Source organism: Streptomyces griseochromogenes, assembly GCF_001542625.1.
GTDB lineage: Bacteria > Actinomycetota > Actinomycetes > Streptomycetales > Streptomycetaceae > Streptomyces > Streptomyces griseochromogenes.
On the sequence record NZ_CP016279.1, the window covers coordinates 6,933,417 to 6,952,216 of the forward strand.

General features: G+C 73.4%; 16 protein-coding genes and 1 pseudogene. 10 read left to right on the plus strand and 7 right to left on the minus strand.

Going from position 1 to position 18,800, the window contains the following annotated elements:
• Positions 1 to 17 precede the first annotated feature (17 nt).
• Positions 18 to 803 carry a glutamate racemase gene (locus AVL59_RS29705; protein ID WP_067310493.1) on the minus strand — a complete coding sequence of 262 codons (786 nt, stop codon included), beginning with the start codon at positions 801 to 803 and terminating at the stop codon, positions 18 to 20.
• A gap of 57 nt (positions 804 to 860) precedes the next feature.
• Here AVL59_RS29705 and AVL59_RS29710 point away from each other — a divergent pair, with 57 nt between their 5' ends.
• Positions 861 to 2,036 (plus strand): glycosyltransferase, encoded by a 1,176-nt coding sequence (locus tag AVL59_RS29710; protein WP_067310496.1) that lies wholly within the window; start codon positions 861 to 863, stop codon positions 2,034 to 2,036.
• Positions 2,037 to 2,042: 6 nt separating this feature from the next.
• Here the strand turns inward: AVL59_RS29710 and AVL59_RS29715 are convergent, their stop codons facing one another.
• Complete coding sequence (locus tag AVL59_RS29715; protein ID WP_067310499.1) at positions 2,043 to 3,359, minus strand: TerD family protein; 1,317 nt, start codon at positions 3,357 to 3,359, stop codon at positions 2,043 to 2,045.
• Positions 3,360 to 3,654: 295 nt separating this feature from the next.
• Between AVL59_RS29715 and AVL59_RS29720 the strand changes: the two genes are divergently transcribed.
• The 5 genes from AVL59_RS29720 (at position 3,655) to AVL59_RS55745 (ending at position 8,526) form a co-directional block, all read left to right on the plus strand.
• The gene (locus AVL59_RS29720; RefSeq protein ID WP_067310502.1) at positions 3,655 to 4,089 is read left to right on the plus strand and encodes a DUF6643 family protein; all 435 of its coding nucleotides are present in this window, start codon (positions 3,655 to 3,657) and stop codon (positions 4,087 to 4,089) included.
• 43 nt (positions 4,090 to 4,132) lie between these two features.
• Positions 4,133 to 4,957 (plus strand): MOSC domain-containing protein, encoded by an 825-nt coding sequence (locus AVL59_RS29725; RefSeq protein WP_067310505.1) that lies wholly within the window; start codon positions 4,133 to 4,135, stop codon positions 4,955 to 4,957.
• Positions 4,958 to 5,205: 248 nt separating this feature from the next.
• Positions 5,206 to 5,811: an Rv1733c family protein gene (locus AVL59_RS29730; RefSeq protein ID WP_067317930.1), complete on the plus strand. Its 606-nt coding sequence runs from the start codon at positions 5,206 to 5,208 to the stop codon at positions 5,809 to 5,811.
• Between the two features lie 110 nt (positions 5,812 to 5,921).
• Positions 5,922 to 8,360, plus strand: coding sequence for a right-handed parallel beta-helix repeat-containing protein (locus AVL59_RS29735; protein WP_067310508.1), 2,439 nt, complete (start codon positions 5,922 to 5,924; stop codon positions 8,358 to 8,360).
• Positions 8,361 to 8,403: 43 nt separating this feature from the next.
• Positions 8,404 to 8,526 carry a VOC family protein gene (locus tag AVL59_RS55745; RefSeq protein ID WP_257785110.1) on the plus strand — a complete coding sequence of 41 codons (123 nt, stop codon included), beginning with the start codon at positions 8,404 to 8,406 and terminating at the stop codon, positions 8,524 to 8,526.
• A 6-nt stretch (positions 8,527 to 8,532) separates the two neighbouring features.
• Here the strand turns inward: AVL59_RS55745 and AVL59_RS29740 are convergent, their stop codons facing one another.
• Complete coding sequence (locus tag AVL59_RS29740) at positions 8,533 to 10,854, minus strand: hypothetical protein (RefSeq protein ID WP_067310511.1); 2,322 nt, start codon at positions 10,852 to 10,854, stop codon at positions 8,533 to 8,535.
• Between the two features lie 308 nt (positions 10,855 to 11,162).
• On the opposite strand from AVL59_RS29740, the gene AVL59_RS29745 reads away from it, so the two are divergent.
• On the plus strand, positions 11,163 to 11,993 hold the full coding sequence (locus tag AVL59_RS29745; protein WP_067310514.1) for a DeoR/GlpR family DNA-binding transcription regulator: 831 nt from the start codon (positions 11,163 to 11,165) through the stop codon (positions 11,991 to 11,993).
• A 71-nt stretch (positions 11,994 to 12,064) separates the two neighbouring features.
• Positions 12,065 to 12,529: an SRPBCC family protein gene (locus AVL59_RS29750; protein ID WP_067310517.1), complete on the plus strand. Its 465-nt coding sequence runs from the start codon at positions 12,065 to 12,067 to the stop codon at positions 12,527 to 12,529.
• Between the two features lie 21 nt (positions 12,530 to 12,550).
• Here the strand turns inward: AVL59_RS29750 and cds1 are convergent, their stop codons facing one another.
• Complete coding sequence (gene cds1 / locus AVL59_RS29755) at positions 12,551 to 13,675, minus strand: L-cysteine desulfhydrase Cds1 (RefSeq protein WP_067310519.1); 1,125 nt, start codon at positions 13,673 to 13,675, stop codon at positions 12,551 to 12,553.
• A 375-nt stretch (positions 13,676 to 14,050) separates the two neighbouring features.
• On the opposite strand from cds1, the gene AVL59_RS29760 reads away from it, so the two are divergent.
• Positions 14,051 to 14,374 carry a hypothetical protein gene (locus tag AVL59_RS29760; protein WP_067310522.1) on the plus strand — a complete coding sequence of 108 codons (324 nt, stop codon included), beginning with the start codon at positions 14,051 to 14,053 and terminating at the stop codon, positions 14,372 to 14,374.
• Between the two features lie 205 nt (positions 14,375 to 14,579).
• Complete coding sequence (locus AVL59_RS29765; RefSeq protein ID WP_079147462.1) at positions 14,580 to 15,164, plus strand: ATP-binding protein; 585 nt, start codon at positions 14,580 to 14,582, stop codon at positions 15,162 to 15,164.
• A 42-nt stretch (positions 15,165 to 15,206) separates the two neighbouring features.
• Here AVL59_RS29765 and AVL59_RS29770 read toward each other — a convergent pair.
• From AVL59_RS29770 to AVL59_RS29780, 3 genes and pseudogenes are all read right to left on the minus strand, one after another.
• A pseudogene (locus tag AVL59_RS29770) lies at positions 15,207 to 17,769 on the minus strand (ABC transporter permease).
• Entirely contained in the window at positions 17,766 to 18,512 is a 747-nt protein-coding gene (locus AVL59_RS29775) for an ABC transporter ATP-binding protein (RefSeq protein ID WP_067310526.1), read from the minus strand. Before AVL59_RS29775 ends, AVL59_RS29770 begins: the two are co-directional and overlap by 4 nt.
• Positions 18,509 to 18,799 (minus strand): SHOCT domain-containing protein, encoded by a 291-nt coding sequence (locus tag AVL59_RS29780; RefSeq protein ID WP_067310528.1) that lies wholly within the window; start codon positions 18,797 to 18,799, stop codon positions 18,509 to 18,511. The genes AVL59_RS29775 and AVL59_RS29780 overlap by 4 nt, the downstream gene beginning before the upstream one ends.
• Position 18,800: the final 1 nt, after the last annotated feature.

The following is an 18,800-nucleotide window of genomic DNA, read 5'->3' on the forward strand; positions in this document are numbered from 1 at the left end:
CGCCCGGGACCGTCGGGTCAGCGGACCGGGCTGACCACCTGGAGGAAGCGTCCCTCGTCGTAGGCCAGGGCGGTGGCCGGAAGCGCCGACTCGCGTCCGCTGAGCAGCACGGTGAGGGTGGTGTCGGCGACGGCGTGCGGTGCCGGTTCCGCGCCGAGCCGGCGCAGCGCCTGGGCGGCCACCGCTCCGGCGGAGCCGTGCAGCATGAGCGGCGGACGGCCCGGCCGCTGGACGGCCGCCCGGATGCGCTCGGCGACCAGTTCGTAGTTGGTGCAGCCGAGGACGAGAGTGGTCACGTCGTCGGGGGTGCGAGCGGCGGCCGCCGTGATCGCCGCGTCGACTGCCGCGTCGTCCGCGTGGTGCACCGCGTCGGCGAGCCCGGGGCACGGCACTTCGGTGACGGCCACGCCGTCGGCGAACCGGTCGATCAGGTCGCGCTGGTACGCGCTGCCCGTGGTGGCGGGGGTCGCCCAGATCGCCACATGGCCGCCGCCCGCCGCCGCCGGCTTGATCGCCGGTACGGTGCCGATGATCGGCAGGTCCGGTTCGAAACGGGCGCGCATCACCGGCAGGGAGTGCACGGAGGCGGTGTTGCAGGCGACGATCAGGACGTCGGGGCCGTGGGCGGCGGCGGCCTCGGCGACCGCCAGGGCCCGCTCGGTGATGTCCTCGGGAGTGCGGGGCCCCCAGGGCATCCCGTCCGGGTCCCACGAGAGCACGAGATCCGCGTCGGGCCGCAGCCGGCGTACCGCGGCGGCTGCGGGGAGGAGGCCGATTCCGGAGTCCATGAGCGCGATCTTCACCCGGCCACGATAGACGATGGCCCCTTGCGAGCCGGTGGGGTGGGGCAGACTGCGCCCGTGAGCGCGATCGTGTGGACCGCCGTCGTATCCCTCGCCGCCTGGTGCTGGCTGCTGCTGTGCCAGGGCTTCTTCTGGCGCACGGACGTCCGCCTGCCGTCGCGCCGGGATCCCGGGACGTGGCCGTCGGTCTGCGTCGTGGTCCCGGCCCGGGACGAGGCCGCCGTGCTGCCCGTGAGCCTGCCGTCGCTGCTCGCGCAGGACTATCCGGGACGTGCGGAGGTCTTCCTGGTGGACGACGGGAGCACGGACGGCACCGGGGAGCTGGCCCGTGAGCTGTCCCGGCGGCACGGCGGGCTGCCGCTCACGGTGGACTCCCCGGGCGAGCCGCCCGCGGGCTGGACGGGCAAGTTGTGGGCGGTGCGGCACGGCATCGGCCTCGCACGCGCGCGTGGCCCCGCGTACCTGCTCCTGACGGACGCGGACATCGCGCACGCGCCGGACAGCCTGCGGGGACTGGTGGCGGCGGCCCGCGGCGGGGGCTTCGACGTGGTGTCGCAGATGGCCCGGCTGCGGGTGGAGAGCCTGTGGGAGCGGCTGGTGGTCCCGGCGTTCGTCTACTTCTTCGCGCAGCTGTATCCCTTCCGGTGGATCGGCAGGCAGGGCTCGCGTACGGCGGCCGCGGCGGGCGGCTGTGTGCTGCTGAGCGCGAGCATGGCGGAGAAGGCGCGGATCCCGGACGCCATCCGGCATGCCGTCATCGACGACGTCGCCCTCGCGCGCGCGGTGAAGGGCGCCGGCGGTCACATCTGGCTGGGGCTGGCGGAGCGGGTGGACAGCGTGCGCCCTTATCCGCGGCTGCGCGATCTGTGGCGGATGGTCTCGCGCAGCGCCTACGCCCAGCTGCGCCACAACCCGCTGCTGCTGCTCGGCACGGTCGCCGGGATCGCTCTGGTCTATCTGGTGCCGCCCGCGGCCGTGGTGACGGGCGCGGGCACCGGCACTGCGGCGGTGGCGGTCGTCGGCGCTGCCGCGTGGGCGGTGATGGCGGGGACGTACGCGCCGATGCTCCGTTACTACGGGCAGCCGCTGTGGCTCGCGCCGCTGCTGCCGTTCACCGCGTTCCTCTACCTCCTCATGACGGTCGACTCCGCGGTGCAGCACTACCGGGGGCGTGGGGCCGCCTGGAAGGGCCGCACCTACGCGCGTCCGGATGCCGTCCCCGACGAGGGCTGACCGCGGTCATTTGCGGCCGGGAGTCCAGTTCATGCCCCACCCGTAGGCGCGGTCTACGGTCCGCTGCGGGCTCACCCCGCGCTCGGGTACCAGGTACCGCGCCTCCCGCCGGACGACGAGGTCGCCGTCCGTGCGGGTGATCAGGGCGAGTGCGCACACCGTGGAGGGGACCGTGCACTCGTCCAGCGAGAAGTCGATCGGGGCGCCGTGCTGGGGCTGCAGGGTGACCGTGGCGTGCAGGTCGGCGAAGGAGGCGGCGCCCTCGTAGATGGTGACGAAGACGAGGACGCGCCGGAAATCCTGGGTGTGGTCCAGGTTGATGGTGAGGTTCTCGCCGCTCGCGACGGCGCCCGTGCGGTCGTCGCCGTCGAGGTGGATGTACGGCGGACGGTTCAGGGATCCGAAGGCGTTGCCGAGGGCCTGTACGACGCCCTTGCGGCCGTCGGCGAGTTCGTACAGGGCGCACAGGTCGAGGTCGAGGTCGCCCTGCCCGGCGCCCCATCGGCCGCCCCATCCCGGGAACTGCTTGCGCATCTGCCAGTTGAGGTTGACCCGCATGGCGCCGGAGGTGCCGCCCTGCTTGGCCAGGGAGACGGAGGGGGCGGCCTTGGTGAGGGTGACCTTGGAGAGGCGAACCGGTGCGGCCGGAGCGACCCCCGGGGGCGGCGGCAGGGGGACCGGAGCGGTGGTCGGCGGCGGCATGGTCACCGGGGGCGGGACCGGTGGCGCGGCGGCGGGCGTGGCGGCCGCGGCGGCGGGCGTGGCGGCTGAGGCAGCGGGCGGGCGAGGCGGTGCGGCGTGCTGCGGCTCGTCGACGGTGATGCCGAAGTCCGTTGCCAGGCCTTCGAGTCCGCTGCTGTAGCCCTGGCCGACGGCGCGGAACTTCCAGATGCCCTGACGGCGGTAGAGCTCTCCGAGCACGAAGGCCGTCTCCACGCTCGCGCCGGGGCTGTCGAAGCGGGCCACCGCTGCGCCGCCGCTCGCGTCGGTCACCTCGATGTAGAGGTCCGGGACCTGTCCGAACGTCCCGCCGTCCGCGGAGGCCGCGAGGACGATCCGCTCGATGCCGCTCTCCACGCGCGCGAGGTCCACGAGCAGAGTGTCGGTGACCCGCTGACCGACGCTCCGCTTGCCCTCGTGCCGGACCGCTCCGGAGGCGTGCGCGGGCTGGTTGTAGAAGACGAAGTCCCCGTCGGAGCGGACCTTCCCACCCGCGAGCAGCAGCGCCGAGGCGTCCGCGTCGGGCACGCCGGGTCCGGAGCGCCAGCCCAATTCGATACGCAGGGCCGTGGCCGGCACCGGCGTATTCGACCCTTTCGACATTGACATGTACGCCCCCATCACGTGTCGGCACCCCGGACGCCCCCGGGCTCCCGGCTCATCCCTACCCGCCCAACCTATTCCGGGGGACGGCGAACTCGCACGAGCGGCACTGGAAGACCGCCGGTCAACCCCCGGTAACCCGCCAGAAGCGAGCCATTTACACGATCCAAACGTCGCCCGGCGTCCAATTTTGCCAAGTTCGCTCGGATTGGGGATCCCGCGTCACTGCGAGCACAGAAAACAACCCTCTTATCGGTCTCCCCAACCAGCACATCGTGGGCTTAACTTATGTGCCATGACCTCCCCCCGCTCCACCTATGGTGGCGGCTACTACTCCGCCTCCTTCCCGGACACCCCGATCTACGACTCACTCGTGGCCGAACGGGGCACCCCGCAGATTGCCCCGATCCGGGTCCCCGCCGCCTACGACACGGGCAGTAGCCTGCCCGCGCTGCCGTCGGCACTGCCCGCCCTCCCGGCGGCCCCGTCCCCGCAGGCCCCCGGCTACGGCTACGGCTACCCCCAGCCGGCCCCGCTGCAACAGGCGCCCACGGCGTACATCCCGCAGCAGGCGAGCGCCCCGCGCGGCTACCCCGGCCCGCAGGCCCCGCAGCAGCCGCGCCCGATGGCGGCCGGTACGGGGTACGAGGCCATGCGCCCCGCCGCGCCGCGGCCCGCGCCCGCTCCCTACCAGGACCCCTACAACAACCAGCAGTTCCGCGGCTACTGACCGGCGCACCCCCGCTGTCGGTGCCGACTGGCACCATGGCGTCATGGGGAACGCAGAACTGCAGTCGATCCACATCCACCCGGTCAAGGGCTTCCGGGGCATCGCGCCCCGGGAGGCCGCGGTGGAGCCCTGGGGCCTGGCCGGAGACCGGCGCTGGGCGCTGATCGACGAGGGGGGAAAGGTTGTCACGCAGCGCGAGCAGCCCCGCCTCGCGCTGGCCGCTGCCGAGCCGATGACCGGCGGCGCTGTCCGGCTGTCCGCGCCCGGACGCGAGCCCCTGACGGTGGCCGTCCCGGAGCCCGCGGTGACGGTGCCGACAAACGTGTTCGGCACGAAGGTCGAGGCGGTCCCCGCGTCCGACGCCGCTCACGACTGGTGCACGTCGTACGTGGGCGCCGAGGTCCGCCTGGTCCACATGGACGATCCGGCCGCCCGCCGCTCGGTCGACCCCGAGTACGCACTGCCGGGCGAGACCGTGAACTTCGCCGACGGCTATCCCCTGCTGGTCACCACGGTCGCCTCCCTCGACGCCCTGAACTCCCTCATAGCCCGGGGCGATCACGCCGCCGAGGGCCCGCTGCCCATGAACCGCTTCCGGCCGAACATGGTCGTCGCGGGCACCGAGCCCTGGGCCGAGGACCACTGGTCGCGGATCTCCGTCGGCGAGGTGGACTTCCGGATCGCCAAGCCCTCCGGACGGTGCATCGTGACGACGACCGACCAGGACACCGCCGTACGCGGCCGCGAACCCCTGCGCACGCTGGCGCGGCACCGCAGGGTCGGCGGGAGGCTGCTCTTCGGCCAGAACCTCGTGCCGCTCACGTCCGGCACCGTCCGGGTCGGGGACCCGGTGCGGGTGCACACGTGACACTCCGGGCCGGCACGGTCCTCGGGACACTACCGTCTCCGGGCCGCCGCGGCGTGCCGGGGTGAGAGCACGGGTCCTCGTCCGGAACGGAACGGCCTGTGGGGAACCCGGAGACGAACCCCGGTCGTTGGACCATCATGAGAATCACGTGAGAGCCCTGAGGCGGAGTGATCTCGCTCTCTCTCGGCGGGGGCCGGGGGTGAGCGACTCCGCCGGGGGCTGTCACGGAGCGGAAGGGGGTGGGGGACGTGCGAGCAATCCGCGGCCTGTGGCACTGGCGGCACAATCCGCTGCGCCGCGCGACCGATCTAGCCGAGGCCTGGGTGGCCCTCGTGACACTGGTGCTGATCACCGTGGCCGCACCCGTGATCGGCTCCCTGGTCGGCTCGGCCGCCCAGGATTCCCTGCAGCGGTCCGTCCGCGAGCAGCAGCACTCCCGCCGCCTCGTCATGGCCACCGTGGTCCGCAGGCTGCGCGGCGCGATGCCGGAGCCCGACCCCGACACCGGCGCCGCGCACGACATCCGGAGCCGTGTCGTCGCGGACTGGACGGCGCCCGACGGCACCCGGCAGCACGGGCCGGTCCTGGCCGGCCTCAAGTCCCCGCACCAGGGCGATCGTTTCAGGCTCTGGACGGATGGACACGGCCGAATAACGACCCGTCCGCTGGACGCTCCCACGGCCACGACCCACGCGGTGCTGGCCGGGTTCGGCGCGGCCCTGCTGACCGCGGGCCTGGTCGACAGCGGCCGACGCCTGATCGTCTGGCGCATGGTCCGCCGCCGGTACGCGCGTTGGGACCAGGCCTGGGACCGCGCAGGACCGGACTGGGGCAAGGCGGGCACCGGCAGCTGACGGCCTTGCGGCTCTGGTCAACCCACCACCCGCGCGCACGCTACGGTGGACCGGCCGACTAGCTCTCGGCATCAAACCCGCGTACTACGAGGTGGGGGCACAGCAACGCCATGGCACAGGGCACGGTCCAGGTGACGCACACCGGTACATCGCGGTGGCGGCGCCGCACAGGTGAGTACGCCTCGCTCGCCGCCGCCCTGGAGGCCGCCACCGACGGTGACGTCCTCACCATCGCCCCCGGCACCTACCGGGAGAACCTCGTCGTCCAGCGGTCGGTGACGCTGCGTGGGCCCGACGGCTCGCCGGGTTCGGTGCGGATCGCTCCCGTGGACGGGGTGCCGCTGACCGTTCGGGCCTCGGCCGTGGTGCAGGACCTGCATGTGGAGGGCCAGGACTCGGCCGCCCCCGCGCTGCTGGTCGAGGAGGGCACGCCCGAGCTGACGGACGTGCGGATCGTGACGCGGTCCGCCGCAGGCATCGAGGTACGGGGCGGGGCACGCCCGACCGTGCGGCGCTGCACCGTCGACAACCCGGGTGGTATCGGCATCGCCGTCCTCGACGGCGGTGGCGGGGTGTTCGAGGAGTGCGAGATCGTCGCGGCCGGGCAGGCGGGTGTGGCGGTCCGCGGCGGCGGCCGTCCCCGTCTGGAGCGGTGCCGGGTGCACCACGCCTCCGGCACCGGGCTCACCGCGACCGGGGAGAACTCCGCGCTGGAGGCCGTCGGTTGCGAGGTGTACGAGGTCCGGGGCTCCGGGGTGCAGGTCAGCCAGCGGGCCACCGCGCATCTGACCGACTGCGATGTGCACCGCACCACGGCCGACGGCGTCACGCTCGACACGGACGCGGTGCTCACGCTCGCCGACTGCCGCATCCACGACATCCCGGAGAACGCGGTCGACCTGCGCTCGCGCTCGGTGCTCACCCTGACGCGGACGACCGTGCGTCAGTTCGGGCGCAACGGCCTGTCGGTGTGGGACCCGGGCACCCGGGTGGACGCGAACCAGTGCGAGATCTTCGACAGCACCGGCGACTACCCGGCGGTGTGGGTGAGCGACGGTGCCACCGCGGTCCTCGATTCGTGCCGGGTGCACGACGTGCCGGACGCGCTGTTCGTGCTGGACCGCGGCTCGCGCGCGGACGTGGTGGACAGCGATCTGTCCCAGGTGCGCAACACGGCCGTGTCGGTGAGCGACGGGGCGACCGCCCAGCTCGACGACTGCCGGATCCGGGAGGCGGCCACCGGTGCCTGGTTCCGCGACCACGGCAGTGGCGGCACGCTCAGCAACTGCACCCTGGACGGCACCCAGACCGGCGTCATCGTCACCAAGGGCGCCGACCCGACCATCGAGCGGTGCACGGTCGACTCCCCCGCCGAGGCGGGCTTCTATGTGTCCGCGGGCGGCCGGGGCAGCTTCCTGAACTGCCGGGTGACCGGCAGCGGTGGCTACGGCTTCCATGTGATCGACGGCTGCCGCGCGACGCTGCGGAAGTGCCGTACGGAGCGGTGCGCGCGCGGAGGCTACGAATTCGCCGAAGCGGGGCCGGACGCGGGGTCCGGGACGGGACCGGTCGTGGAGGACTGCACCAGCGACGAGAGCGGCAGCCTCCGGCCGCCGGCGGTCCGCGAGACGGCCACGCAGACGGCGTCCCCCTCGCCCGGCCTGCTCGGTGCGATCCCCGGGCAGCGCAGCACGGAGCAGGAGCCGCTCGTCGCCGCGTCCGGGCCGGAGAAGCCTTCCCGGACGTCGAAGGCCGTCCTCGGCGAACTGGACGCGCTGGTGGGCCTGGAGAGCGTCAAGCGCGAGGTGCGGGCGCTGACCGACATGATCGAGGTGGGGCGGCGCCGGCAGCAGGCGGGCCTGAAGGCGGCCTCGGTCAAGCGGCACCTGGTCTTCACCGGCTCCCCCGGCACGGGCAAGACGACGGTCGCCCGGCTGTACGGCGAGATCCTCGCCTCCCTCGGGGTGCTGGAGAAGGGCCACCTGGTCGAGGTGTCCCGGGTCGATCTGGTCGGCGAGCACATCGGCTCCACCGCGATCCGCACCCAGGAGGCCTTCGAACGGGCGCGCGGCGGTGTGCTGTTCATCGACGAGGCGTACGCGCTGTCCCCCGAGGACGCCGGGCGGGACTTCGGCAAGGAGGCCATCGACACGCTGGTGAAGCTGATGGAGGACCACCGGGACGCGGTGGTGGTGATCGTCGCCGGTTACACGGCCGAGATGGAACGCTTCCTTTCGGTCAACCCGGGCGTGGCCTCCCGCTTCTCACGGACGATCACCTTCAGCGACTACGGCCCCGAGGAACTGCTCAGCATCGTCGAGCAGCAGGCCGACGAGCACGAGTACCGGCTGGCGCCGGGCACTTCGGAAGCGCTGCTGAAGTACTTCACGGCGATCCCGAAAGGCCCCGCGTTCGGCAACGGCCGTACGGCGCGCCAGACCTTCGAGGCGATGGTGGAGCGGCATGCGAGCCGTGTCGCCCAGCTGGAGGACCCCAGCACCGACGACCTGACCCTGCTGTACGCGCAGGACCTGCCGGAGCTGCCCTGAAGGAACCACCCCGGCGCACCCGCCTGATCCGGACGGACTCGCAGTGATCGTCGAGGAACACGGCGGGGAGGTCATCGACGGCCCGGACCAGGTGCCCACGGGACGCAACGCCACTGTGCGGCATCCCGGCGGGGTCGTCCTGGAATACGTCGAGCACACGGCGTAGGCCGCCTCACATCGCTTGGCCCGCTTCCGGGCGCTGCCCCGGCACGTCCGCGTGCAGCCGGTCCAGCAGGCGGGCCCGTTCCCGCGCGAAGGCCGGGTCCGCCTGGTAGTCGGAGTGGGCGAGGATCGGGGCCGGGAGGGGGTGTTCGGGGGTGCGGCCGTAGACCAGTGGGTCCCGCAGGGGCTCGGGGTCCACGTCCGGGCCGCGGTCGCCGGGGAGCCGGATCGGGCCGCCGATGGGGTCGGTGAGGCGGTAGAGGTTGCGCCAGCAGGCGATGTCGTGGTGCAGGGCGACCAGGGCGTGCGGGCCGAAGTGGGCGGGGAACCAGCGTCCGTACAGCCGCTCCAGAGGAGAGCCGTACGTGAGCAGGGCGACCCGTCTGCGGACGGACGGGGTCAGCTGCCAGGCCGCGGCCGCCGCCAGGACGCTGCCCTGGGAGTGGCCGGAAAGGACCAGGCGGCCGCCGGTGCGCCGGGTCCAGGTTGCCGTCCGCCAGGTCAGGTCCGGCACCGCGCGCTCGGCGTAGCAGGGCGGGGCGAAGGGGTGGGCGGCGCGCGGCCAGAAGGTGCCGACGTCCCACAGGATGCCGATGGTGCGCCGGGCGGAGGCGTCCTTGTAGGCGCGCCGGCCCCAGGTGACGATCAGCAGGAAGCCGAACCCGACCAGCCAGGAGCCGAACGTCTGCGAGATCTCGGCCGCCCACCGGACCACGTCGTCCGTGCGCCGGGCCGCTCCCTCGGGGGACGTTCCGCTCACCAGGGCACAGGTCAGCGCGGCGGCGCCGAGCAGCAGGGTGGCCGCGGAGAGCACGGCGACGGCCAGCGGCACGCGGTCGGTCAGGGCGGCCATGGCCCGCGCGTGGGCGATGCCGCGGGTGCGCGACGGGTCCTCGGGCTCGCCCGGATGCTCCCGGCGTACGCGGTCGCGCTCGGCGCGGGCGAGCAGCGCGGTGCGCCGGGCCAGCAGCGCGGCCAGGGCGAGCAGCGCCGCGAGGACGGGCGGGATGGTGGAGGCCTGCCAGGTCAGCAGCACCGGTGGCCCGTCGAGCAGGGCCCGGGTGCCGTCCAGCCAGTCGGCGACCCGCTGCGCGAGTCCGCCGGACATCACTCCGCCCAGCGCGCAGGCGAGCAGCGCGACCGCCGGACCGCCGAGACCGCGCATGGCGGCACGCGGGTCGGGGTGCCGGCGGTGCAGGTCGTGGGCGACGGCGGCGAGGAGGACGACGAGCAGGCCCTGGGCGAGCATGAGGCTGCCGAAGGCCGCGTCGCCCGGCAGCCGCCCGGCGGACCGCCACCCGGGCCGTGACCAGCCCGCGTAGACCACGGTGAGCAGCAGCAGCGCGAGGGCACCGAGCGGCAGGCGGCGCACGAGGTGCCGGTCGAGCGTCTGGTCGAGACGGTTCTCGCTGCGGCCCCGGCGGCAGACCACGCCCACCGCCGCGGCCGCGCAGCCGAGCAGGGCCACGGCCAGTAGCCGGCTGAGGACGTCCAGGGTGGCGGGGCCGCCGGAGCGGTGGTCGAAGCGGGCCGCGGGCGCGGCGACGGCGGCGGCGACGGTGAGCAGGCCCGCCGCGGTGTGTGCGGCCCGCAGCCGGGCCACCAGGCGCCGCCCGTACCAGAAGCCGGGCTGGGCCAGGGCGCTGTCGTCGGTCTCCGGCTCGGGGTCGCGGGACATCGGCTGGTGCGACTCGTACGCACTCCAGGTGCGGTGCGAGAGGTACCAGAGCAGAAGGGTGAGCGCGGTCGGGACCAGGGCCGCGAGGGCCAGCCGGCGGCCGGGCAGGCTCCACCACGCGTCGCCGGACTCGGCCGGCGAAAGGAAGGCGAGCCAGGAGTGGCGGCGGGCGCAGTCGGCGACGCCCGCGCACTGCCAGGCCACCAGGTCCAGGGCGACCTCACTGGCGGCGGCGACCAGCAGCACCGTCAGGGTGAGGGCGGTCAGCCGCACGAGGAGGCCGTAGAGCCGGACGGCGCGCGGGCCGCCGCGGGCGGCGGGGCGCATCCAGTGGGCGAGGTTGACCACCATGAAGGGCAGTAACAGGAGCCATAAGGCGCGGGTGCCGTCGCCGGAGGTGAGGTTGCACCAGACGTACGCCTCCTGCACCGGCTCGTGCCCGGCCGGGGCGTCCTCGGCATGATCGGCGCGCCGGAAGACCGCGGCCGTGTCGTCGCCGGTGATCCGGACCGTTCGCGGGTCGCCGAGCATCTTTTCCGGTGTGGTGCCGCCGACACCGTGCACCAGCAGTTCCAGCTCGGTCTCCACCTTCGTGTGCCGCGCGGCGGGGCCGTCCTGCTCCCGCCCGGCGATGTTCTCCCGTGCACGTTCCACTGTTCTCGCACTTCCCCCGTGACGCGGTCCAAGGCCTGTGTCCGTGCGCGCACCAGGATCTCCGTTTCCGGGGCGGCATGGGCCCCTCGTCACGGAATCTCCCCGATCCGAGTGACGATGGAGGGGAGGCTTGCTGCCCGGAGGTGCTGGGATGGCATGTGCGCGTCGTGACAGACGGGTGGCGCAACCGGGCCCGAGCCGTGAAAAGATGGGACGCCCGGCACACCCCGACGGTGGATGGAACGTCCAGGTCGGAGCCGGTGCGGCGGGCATGTCGGACGGATTGCGGCGAAAGGACCGGAGCATACGTGAGTGAGAATCAGAACCTCCTCGCGGAGCAGCGCCGCGCCCTGATCGTGGACGAGGTCCGGCGCAGGGGCGGTGTCCGGGTCAACGAACTGACCCGCAAGCTCGGCGTGTCGGACATGACCGTGCGCCGCGACCTGGACGCGCTCGCCCGCCAGGGGGTGCTGGAGAAGGTGCACGGCGGTGCCGTCCCGGTGGTCGAGGCGAGCACGCACGAGCCGGGCTTCGAGGCCAAGTCGGGGCTGGAGCTGAGCGCCAAGGAAGACATCGCGCGGGCCGCCGCCCAGCTGGTCACTCCAGGGACGGCGATCGCCCTGTCCGGCGGTACGACGACCTACGCGCTCGCGCACCACCTGCTGGAGGTGCCCGATCTGACCGTGGTGACGAACTCGGTGCGGGTCGCCGACGTCTTCCACTCCGCGCAGCGCACGTCGGGACAGCGGCAGGGCGCGGCCACGGTGGTACTGACCGGCGGCGTGCGCACCCCGTCGGACTCGCTGGTGGGTCCGGTCGCGGACCAGGCGATCGCCGCCCTCCACTTCGATCTGCTCTTCCTCGGTGTGCACGGCATATCGATCGAGGCCGGTCTGTCCACGCCGAACCTCGCGGAGGCCGAGACCAACCGGCGCCTGGTGCAGTCGGCGCGCCGGGTCGTGGTGGTCGCCGACCACACCAAGTGGGGCACGGTGGGCCTCAGTTCGTTCGCCGCGCTGGAGCAGGTGGACACGCTGGTCACCGACGCGGGCCTGCCCGCCGAGGCGCGCTCGGAGATCGCCGAGCATCTGAGCCGCCTTGTGGTGGCGGGCGAACCGGACGAGGACGAGGACATCTGACGGGACGTCAGTTAGGGTTGCGGTTCAACACCCCGTATTCCCGAGGGACTTCACGAGGGGGTCTCGTCGCCATGGCTCAGCGTCTGCGACCGGTGGAGATCGACTTCACCGAGACCGCTCCCGTACGGCTGGTGTTCGGCGGGCACCTCGCCGCCGCTCCCGACGCGGTCTTCCGCGCACTCGCCGAGGACTTGTCCGACTGGCCGCGGTGGTTCTCGTCGGTGTCGTCGATCCGGCCGACCGAGGGCGGGCGCGAGGTACGGCTCCGGGGCGGCATCCGCTTCATGGAGACGGTGCTGGTGACGAAGGCGCCCGAGGTGTACGCCTACCGCGTCGACGTGACCAACGCCCCCGGCGCCCGCGCCTGGATCGAGGAGTGGCGGCTGGCCCCGGCCGGCGGCGGGACCCGGATCCGGATGACCTTCGCCCTCGACGGTACGGCGGCGTTCCGGCTCGGGTGCCGCCTGGCCCGCCCCGGCGTGGGGCGTGCCGTCCGGCAGGCGATCACCGCGCTGGACCGGCGCCTCGCCGGGTAGCCCGGATCCGGGCCGTGCGGCTCAGTCCGGCCAGACGCCCGTGGCCAGCAGGGACTCGATGGCCGCCGTGTACGGAGCGATGTCCAGGCCCTGTTCCGCCAGCCAGGTGTCCGAGTAGTACTTGTCGAGGTAGCGGTCCCCCGGGTCGCACAGCAGGGTGACCACGCTGCCCGTGCGGCCCTCGGCCACCATCTCGGAGACGATCTTCAGCGCGCTCCACAGACCGGTGCCCGTCGAGCCGCCCGCCTTACGGCCGATGGCCCGCTCCAGGGCGCGTACGGCGGCCACGCTGGCCGCGTCCGGGACCTTCATCATCCGGTCGATGGCGCCGGGCACGAAGCTGGGCTCCATGCGCGGCCGGCCGATGCCCTCGATGCGGGAGCCGCAGTCGCAGGTGACGTCCGGATCGCCGGTGGTCCAGCCCTCGAAGAAGCAGGAGTTGTCCGGATCGGCGACACAGATACGGGTGTCGTACTGCATGTAGTGGACGTAGCGCGCGAGGGTCGCCGAGGTGCCGCCGGTCCCGGCCGTCGCGACGATCCAGGCGGGCTCCGGGAACCGCTCCAACTCCAGCTGACGGAAGATGGATTCGGCGATGTTGTTGTTGCCGCGCCAGTCGGTGGCCCGCTCGGCGTAGGTGAACTGGTCCATGTAGTGGCCGCCGGTCTCCACCGCGAGACGGGCGGACTCCTCGTACATCTTCCGGGAGTCGTCCACGAAGTGGCACTGTCCGCCGTGGAACTCGATCAGGCGGCACTTCTCGGCGCTCGTCGTGCGCGGCATGACCGCGATGAAGGGCACGCCGATCAGCTTGGCGAAGTAGGCCTCGGAGACGGCGGTCGAGCCGCTGGACGCCTCGATCACCGGACGGCCCGGCCGGATCCAGCCATTGCACAGTCCGTAGAGGAACAGGGACCGGGCGAGCCGGTGCTTGAGGCTGCCGGTCGGATGCGTCGACTCGTCCTTCAGGTACAGGTCGATGCGCCACTGCTCGGGCAGCGGGAAGCGCAGCAGATGGGTGTCCGCCGAGCGGTTCGCGTCGGCCTGGACCTTGCGGACGGCCTCTTTCAGCCAGTCGCGATAGGCGGCGTCGCTGCGATCGACGTCGAGGGTGGCGCCGGTCCGGGTCTGTGGGGTGGTGCTCACGGCGGGGCTCCTTACAGTGGGCGCCGACGGCGGCCCGCGCGGCCGGCACCCCGATCATAAGCACCTTCCGCACCGCTTCCCACCTGCATAAACGCATCTTTGGGCCAACCAAAGCCGGGCTGGGGCACACCCGTGCGGGGCGCACGGGGGCGCATTGGCGCGAGTACTCCGGGCGCCCGGCGCACACAGCCCGTGCGTACTGGTGCTCCCGGCCGCATCGGGGCAGACTGCACCGGACGGGACGATCGCCCCGAACAGGGGCGCACCCCGGATCACCAGAGCCGGTACGGCCCGATGCGGTACGACCGGACAGGACGGGGTCCTGACCCAGGCGGGCCGGGATCCGGCGAGCGACGCGCAAGGGGGCGGCGAAGGATGGCGGAGCCGGAGTTCACGGCCACGGGCGTGCGGATAGGCAAGCGGCTGCGCTCGCTCACCCGGGCCGGGCAGGTCCGGATCAGCGACGGCAGGCTGGAACTGCTCACCAGTTACGGCAGTGAGATCGACAGCGCGCCGGTGCAGGCGGTGCGCGCCTCCAAGCCCTGGTTCGTCCCGGACGACCGGGCACTGGCCGACCTCAACGGCCACCGGTACCTGCTGCGGCTGGGCGAGCACGACCCCGCTCCGGGCGAGCCGGGGCCGCCCGCCGCACGGCGGTTCGTCGAGGCGGTGCGCCGGGCGGCCGGACGCGGCGGCTGAGGCAGGCCCGGTCGCGGCGAGTTGCGGGAGCGCATCCGCTGCGTCACGCTGTTCTCACGTCACTCTGGGTTTACCGGCGATAACGCTGCGAACCAGCCCGCCGGCCATGACAGCAGGCGGACGTTTGGACGCAAGCACCCTGCTGGATCCGTTGTTCTCCGTGTTCTTCCGGTTCCTCCGGACCTCACATCGGGGAGTCGCAGCCGTGATCAGTCACCCAAGCAGGCACTGCACGGTGGAGCTCCAAGCCCTGCCGTCGCGGATCGGACAGGTCCGCAGAATCGTATCTGCACAGTTGCGTTACTGGCATATGGACCCGTTGATCGACCGGGCCGCGCTCGGTGTCACCGAGCTGTTGAGCAATGTCCACCGGCACGCCCGGCCGGACAAGTCGTGCACCGTGGAGCTGGAACTGCTGGTCGACCGGCTCACGGTCTCCGTGCGCGACCACGATCCGCGCCTTCCGGTGGTGCCCGATGCCGTGGACGCGCCGGACATCGCCCCGCTGGCCACCTGCGGGCGGGGCCTTGCGATGGTGGCCGCGATGAGCGAGAGCTGGGGCGCCCGTCCGGACGGCGACAACGGCAAGGTCGTGTGGTTCACGCTGCCCGCGCCGTCCGTGGCACTCCGGCAGCCCGCCCACGCACGCCGCCGGACGGCCGAGCAGCCCGCACCCCGGATCACCGAAGTGCGGCCGGCCCCGTCCCCCGTCGCCGCGGCTCCGAGGCCCGTGGCGGCCCGTGCCGCCGCGGCGGCGCCCGCTCCCGCCCGGTCGGCCGTTCCCGGCTGACCGGGCGGTGCCAGGCCGTCCCTGTCGTACGGCGGTGACGCCTCACTCCGCGGCGATGGCCCGCAGGACGTCCAGGCGGGCCGCGCGGCGGGCCGGACGCAGTCCCGCGAGGGCACCGGCCATGAGCCCGACCAGGGCCACCACGGCGAGCCGGGCGGGCGCGAGGGCGAAGGCGAACGCGGTGTCGCTCGCGCCGTCCGAGGCCCGCACCAGCACCCAGCCGAGGAAGGCACCGAGGCCCAGCCCGCCGGCCGTGCCGAAGGCGGCGACCAGCACCGACTCCCAGCGGACCATGGCCCGTAGCTGGGCCCGGGTCTGGCCGACGGCCCGCAGCAGGCCGAGTTCCCGGGTGCGTTCGTGCAGGGCCAGGGTCAGTGTGTTGGCGATGCCGAGCAGGGCGATGACGACCGCGAGGGCGAGCAGTGCGTAGACGAGCGTCAGCATCATGTCGATGCCGCCCGCCGAGGACTGCGCGTACTCGTCGCGGGTCTGCACCTCCGGGTTGCCGTAGCGGGCGGCCGTCGCCTTCACCGCCGCCTTGCCCGCGTCCGCGCTCACCCCGTGCCCGAACGTGACGGCGATCAGCCGGTCGGAGTCCTGGGTGCGGTGCGGGGCCCAGGCCGCGCGGGTGATGACGTAGTCGCCGGCGAGTTCGGACCGGCCGTAGACGGCGCGGACGGTGAAGTTCCGCGTCCGGCCGTCGGTGAAGGTGAGGCGTGCGGTGTCGCCGGGGTGCAGCCCCTGTCGGCCGGCCTCCGCCCGGGTCAGTGCGAGGCCGTCGGTGCCGAGGTCGCGCAGGGAGCCGGTCACCGTGCCGAGGTCGAAGGTGCGGGCGAGCGCGGCCGGATCGGTCACGGTGAGAGCCCGTCCCTTGCCGTCGACCTCGGCGACCCCGCGGCCGAGACCCACCGCGGCGTCCACCTCGGGCAGCCGCGCAAGGGCCGGGGCGAGCCGGGGACTGAGCCCGCTGCCGCCCGCGCCGAAGGACGGGGCGCTGACCGCGACGTCGCCCGCGAAGGACCGCGACACCGTCTGGTCCATGGTGGCCTTCAGGGACGCGCCGAACACGGTGAACAGCGACACGACGGCCACACCGATCATCAGCGCGCTCGCGGTGGCGGCCGTCCGCTTCGGGCCGCGCAGGGCGTTGCGCCGGGCGAGGGCGCCGGTGACCCCGCGCAGCCGGTCCACGGGTACGCCGAGGAGTCGTACGGCCGTGGTGGCGGCGACCGGGCCGAGAACCACGAAGGACGCGAGGGCGAGCAGCGCCCCGAGGCCCGCGAGCCACACCGAAGGGGTCACCAGGACGCCGGTGAGGGTGGCGGCCAGCGCGACGGCGCCGAGGAGCGTACCGGCGACCGCGCGGACGCGGGAGGCACCGGAGTGGTCGACGGCCGTCTCGCGCAGCGCGGCCAGCGGGGCGGTGCGGCCGGCGCGCAGGGCGGGCAGCAGCGCGGAGCCCAGGCAGACCACGACACCCACGGCGAGCGGCAGGACCATCGACAGCGTCTTGATCACCAACTCGCCGTCGGGGAAGGGGAATCCGATCGCCGGGAACAGCGCCTGGAGGCCGGCGGCGATTCCGATCCCGCCCGCGAGCCCCGCGCCGGAGGCCGCGACGGCGACCACGCAGGCCTCCGCGAGGGCTGCGGCGGTCACCTGGCGGCGGGCCGCGCCGAGGGCACGCAGCAGGGCGTTCTCCCGGGTGCGCTGGGCCACGACGATCGCGAAGGTGTTGTGGATGGAGAAGGTCGCGACGAGCAGGGCGACACCCGAGAAGACGAGTAAGGAAGGTGGTGAAGAGGGTCAGGAACCGGCTGGAGATCATGTCGTCGTTCTCCTGCGCGGACCGCTGACCGGTGATGGCCTCGACGCCCTTGGGCAGCACGGGAGTCAGCCGCCGGACCAGCTCGTGCTGGCTCACCCCGGGGCCCGCCCGCACCTGGATGCTCGCCGCCTGGCCGGGCCGCGCGGTCAGGTACTTCTCGGCGTCGGCCTGGGTCATGCCCGTGAAGGTCACCTGGGCCATGCCGTCCTGGCCGCCGAAGGTGGCGAGGCCGACGATGGTCACCTCGACCGGGTCGGGGGTGCGCAGGGTGGTGGTGTCACCGATCTTCAGGCCGCCCTTCTTCGCGGCGCCCCGGTTGACCACGACCTCGCCGGACTTCGCGGGCAGGCGCCCCTCGGCGAGCCGGTACGGGTTGAGCTTCGGGTCGGTGATCCAGTTGCCGGCGAGGGTCGGCGGGCCCTGGCCGCCGACGGGCTTGCCGTCGGCGCCGACGAGCTGACCGGCGCCCTGGATGTCCGGGGCGGCTGCCGCCACACCGGGGACGCGTTCGACGGTCCCGACGAGCGAGGTGTCGACGGGCCGCCGTACGCCCTGGGCCTCGCCGGGGGTGGTGATGGCGTCGGCGCCGCGCACGACGGCGTCCGTGCCGCTGGTGGCCTCGCCGAACATGCTGGCGAAGCTCGCGCGCAGCGTGTCGCCCATGACCAGGGTGCCGGCCAGGAAGGCGACACCGAGGAACACGGCGAGGAACGTGCCCGCGAAGCGCCGACGGTGCGCGCGCAGCGAGGTGAGGCTGAGCCGGAGGGATGCGTTCATGACCGCACCTCGAAGGCCTTCATGCGGTCCAGGACCTTGTCGGCGGTCGGGGACTCCATCCGGTCGACCAGCCGCCCGTCGGCGAGGAAGACGACCTCGTCGGCGTGGGCGGCGGCCACCGGGTCGTGGGTGACCATGACGACCGTGCGGTCCATCTGGCGGACGGCGCGGCCGAGCAGGCCGAGGACCTCGCCGCCGGACCCGGAGTCCAGGTTGCCGGTCGGTTCGTCGGCGAAGACGACGTCCGGGCGGCCCGCGAACGCCCGCGCCACCGCGACGCGTTGCTGCTGGCCTCCGGAGAGTTCGGAGGGCCGGTGGTGCAGCCGGTCGCGCAGCCCGACGACGTCGACGAGCGCGTCGATCCACTCCCGGTCGCCCCGCCGTCCGGCGAGGTCCAGGGGAAGGGTGATGTTCTCCGCGACGGTCAGCGTCGGCACCAGGTTGAACGCCTGGAAGACGAAACCGACCCGGTCGCGCCGCAGCAGGGTCAGCCGGCGGTCGTCCAGCGCGCCCAGTTCGGTGTCGCCGATGTAGGCGGCGCCCGAGGTGAGCGTGTCGAGACCGGCCGCGCAGTGCATCAAGGTGGACTTGCCGGATCCCGAGGGACCCATGATCGCGGTGAAGCGGCCGGCGGGGAAGTCGGCGTCCACGCCGTCCAGGGCGCGTACGGCGGTGTCGCCGTTTCCGTACACCTTCACCGCGCCCACCACGCGGGCCGCCGTACGCGGGGCGGTCGTCGTCATGCCGCACCGCCCTTGCCGATGCGGCCGAACTGCTCCTCCAGGACGGAGAGGCGGCGCCAGTACTCGTCCTCGTCGATCTCGCCCGAGGCGAAGCGGCGGCCGAGCACCGCGAGCGGCGAGTCGCCCGCCGGGCGCGCGCCGTCCCCGACCCGCCAGGGGCCGCCGCGGCCGCGCCGGAGCGTGCGGCGCAGGAAGGTGACGACGCCGATCACGACGACCGCCCAGATCAGCGGGAAGAACAGGATCCATGGGCCGGGTCCGCCGTCCCAGTTCGCCAGGGTCTGCATC